Source organism: Halochromatium sp. (genome assembly GCF_054919635.1).
Genome location: NZ_JBUDPI010000389.1, coordinates 1 through 3,246, shown reverse-complemented (window position 1 = coordinate 3,246; position 3,246 = coordinate 1). Strand labels below are relative to the sequence as shown.

The 3,246-nt window shown below is 58.2% G+C and carries 3 protein-coding genes and 1 pseudogene; 2 read left to right on the top strand and 2 right to left on the bottom strand.

What is annotated here, in order from left to right; all coding sequences use genetic code 11:
* Positions 1 to 263: 263 nt before the first annotated feature.
* Positions 264 to 467 carry a type II toxin-antitoxin system HicA family toxin gene (locus ACY693_RS17065; RefSeq protein WP_462323008.1) on the bottom strand — a complete coding sequence of 68 codons (204 nt, stop codon included), beginning with the start codon at positions 465 to 467 and terminating at the stop codon, positions 264 to 266.
* 183 nt (positions 468 to 650) lie between these two features.
* Between ACY693_RS17065 and ACY693_RS17060 the strand changes: the two genes are divergently transcribed.
* The gene (locus tag ACY693_RS17060) at positions 651 to 2,084 is read left to right on the top strand and encodes an integron integrase (protein WP_462323007.1); all 1,434 of its coding nucleotides are present in this window, start codon (positions 651 to 653) and stop codon (positions 2,082 to 2,084) included.
* Positions 2,085 to 2,173: 89 nt separating this feature from the next.
* Entirely contained in the window at positions 2,174 to 2,647 is a 474-nt protein-coding gene (locus tag ACY693_RS17055; RefSeq protein WP_462323006.1) for a molybdenum cofactor biosynthesis protein MoaE, read from the top strand.
* Positions 2,648 to 2,894: 247 nt separating this feature from the next.
* On the opposite strand, the pseudogene ACY693_RS17050 reads toward ACY693_RS17055, so the two are convergent.
* Positions 2,895 to 3,246 (bottom strand): annotated as a pseudogene (locus tag ACY693_RS17050) (osmoprotectant NAGGN system M42 family peptidase); the annotation flags it as partial.

Below are 3,246 nucleotides of genomic sequence, written 5' to 3'. Positions count from 1 at the left end.
CGCCAAGCCAGCAGGCGGTCGGAGTTTGTGCGCTCGTTGGGCGATTTATGCGACTTCGCTCATCGGGCGAACTCGCGGTTCCGGTAACGAGCGACCCTCAGCATTGAAATGGTCGATGACGTCCTGAATCACCTCGCATAACTCTCCGTAGAGGAGAACGGGATTTTCTCCATGAATGCCTGTTATAAGATCTGGGCATTTTCCAATGTAAACCTGATCATCTTCGTCCCATTCAACCCATTTGTGGTATCTGTCAAGGTCTTTCATTTCTGCACCACATTAATTGCTTGTGCAACTTGCTTTTCTTGATATTTCTTAGCATCGTCACTGAGTTTGCCACTCACCGTTACCGCACCGGGATATTTTGAATGCACCAATTTCCGGTGAGAGCCTTTGCCTGCCCCTGGAACTTCGGTGAAGCCGGCATCTTTCAGTGACCTCAAAAGATCACGGATTCTCTGGGGCATTCACGGATCCCATTTGGTTTTCTCGCCCAACAGTTGAGTAGACAGAATGTGGGTCAGGTGTACTAGGCAGATTCTGCCTATCTCGGTTAGCATAGAATCTGCCTAGTTGGCCCAGAGCGTGCTTGGAACCACCCCCAGCCCAAGCATCGCACCCTCTTCCATTCACCAGACCAAAGCTAGCAAGTGTCCCCACTGACAGCAAAGAAAAAGTCTTCCGTCGATCGCTTCTGGGATCGGTTTATTGACCAGGCGCAGAAGAATGGCGTTAAACAGCCTGCATTACGCTGGCATGTTCACCATGCCGAGGCCTACCTAAAGGCATTTCCTGACAAGCGCCTCGCGCGCCACAATCTCCAAGACGTGACGGGCTACCTGGAGCAGCTAGGGAGGCTAGACAGAATCGCAGACTGGCAGTTTGTCCAAATCGTCGACGCTGTCGAGAACTTGCTCATCACGGCGGGCGCAGCGGTCGCGTCTGAGGTCGACTGGGGATACTGGCGGGATGCCGGGCGAACGCTCGATGATCAGCACCCAACCATCGCCCGCGAGACACGCGAGCCTCCCTCTTCACCCGAAAAGCATCCTGCGCAGCCTAAGATAAACGCGCTCGACCCAAAGGACAGACACCGGTCTGCGTTGGACCAGGTTCGGGCTCAGCATCAGTCACTCCTGCAGCGGTTGATCGCTGAGATTCGCCGACGTCACTATTCGATCCGCACCGAGCAGTCCTATGAGGCATGGGTCTGCCGTTTCATCCTGTTTTGCGGCGACGATGATCCCTCCGAGCTCAATGCGGATCGAATTGTTGCCTTTCTCGAGGACTTGGCCGTGCGCGGCCAGGTCTCCGCGAGTACTCAGAATCAGGCGCTCAACGCACTGGTCTTCCTCTACAAACAGGTGCTCGGCGTAGAGCTGGGTAAACTAGATGACTTCGTGCGAGCGAAGCGGCCACAGCGGCTTCCGGTGGTGCTTGAGCGTGGCGAGGTTTCACGCTTGCTGAATGAGCTCGAGGGCACGCAGCATCTCATGGCGTCGTTGCTGTACGGAACCGGGATGCGGCTGATGGAGTGCGTCCGGCTGCGGGTGCAGGATGTCGACTTTTCGTATCATCAGATCCTGGTGCGCGATGGCAAGGGCCAGAAGGATCGCGTGGTGCCACTGCCGACACGCCTCGAAGAGCCTTTACAGGAGCAGTTGACCAAGACTCGCCTGCTTCATCAACAGGATCTAAGCCAAGGCCAGGGTGAGGTGTTCCTTCCCGATGCCTTGGCACGCAAGTGGCCCAACGCACCCAAGGAGTGGATCTGGCAGTATCTGTTTCCCAGTGGCCGGCTGTCAGTCGATCCACGTAGCGGCAAGACGCGGCGACATCATGTCCATGAGAATGGCTTGCAGAAGGCGATCAAGGCAGCAGCCCAGCGTGCAGGAATCAACAAGAAGGTCAATTGCCACTGCCTGCGGCATTCCTTCGCAACCCATCTTTTGGAGTCTGGCTATGACATCCGTACCGTACAAGAATTGCTAGGGCATGCGGATGTGTCGACGACGATGATCTATACCCATGTGCTGAATCGCGGAGGCCAGGGCGTGAGAAGTCCATTGGACAACCTCGGCTGAGGTTGACTTGTCGACTGTTCGATGTAGGTCAGTCAGACCATGCGAATCGAGTCCCATTAAGCCAGTTAGGGCGTATTAGAGACGAGCCGATGAGCAATACACAGATTCGAGTCCAGGCAACCCCATTTGACCCCTTCGCGGAGCAGGACGAGCTACGTCGCGGGCAATCTCAGGTGGGGGCCTTAGTCGCCTTCGTCGGGCTGATGCGAGACATCAACGAGGATGCGAGCGTCTGTGCGATGACGCTCGAGCATTACCCTGGGATGACCGAGCGCTCGTTAGAACAGGTTGCAGCCGAGGCCCATCGGCGCTGGTCGCTAGAGGGTATTCGGATTGTGCATCGCGTCGGCCGGCTTGAGCCGCAAGATCCGATCGTACTGGTCGCGGTGAGCAGTCGCCATCGCGGCGATGCCTTTCGCGCCTGCGAGCTGATCATCGATTATCTCAAGACCGATGCGCCGTTCTGGAAGAAGGAAGAGACCGCCACAGGCGAGCGCTGGGTTGAGACGCGTGACGGCGATGCGAAGGCCAAACAGCGCTGGCAGGCGCACAGCGACCGGTAGGGAGGCAGCACAGCGGCTGAGGGGCTGACGCCGACGCCCAACCAGGCGTTGGCGGTAAGACGGCTGTTGGCCAGTCAGCCCGGACGCCAGAACACGAGCCCCCTCGCCCATCACCCAGGCATGCTGGGCGAGCTGGCTGTGCCGGGTGTAGTGGGCTGCTAGGCGTGCCGGGCGTGGTGGGCTGCTACGCGTACTGACCGCGGTGAGCGGCGCCCTGGCTCTGGCTAAACGACCTCTAATTCAACCATTAACCCGGCACGGTCGGGAAGCCAGCGCGGGGCCCCATCTCGTAGCGGTCGCGCGCATAGAGCGGCGGCGATTGCATGTAGATCGCGACCAGCTCGGCAACCGATTCAAGCGCCTCCTGGTGGATGCGCTCATAGCCGTGCGAGGCATCGATCCCAAAGGTCACCAGCGCCGTGCGTACATCGTTTCCGGCCTCGAGTGCAGCAGCACTGTCCGAGCGGTAATACTTGAACACATCGCGCTGATGCGGGATCTGGAACTCTTGGCAGATCTGGATGATGCGGTGGGTCAGGTGATAGTCGAACGGCCCGCCCATATCCGCCATGCAGATGGTTGCCCCAAACTCGCTCGAG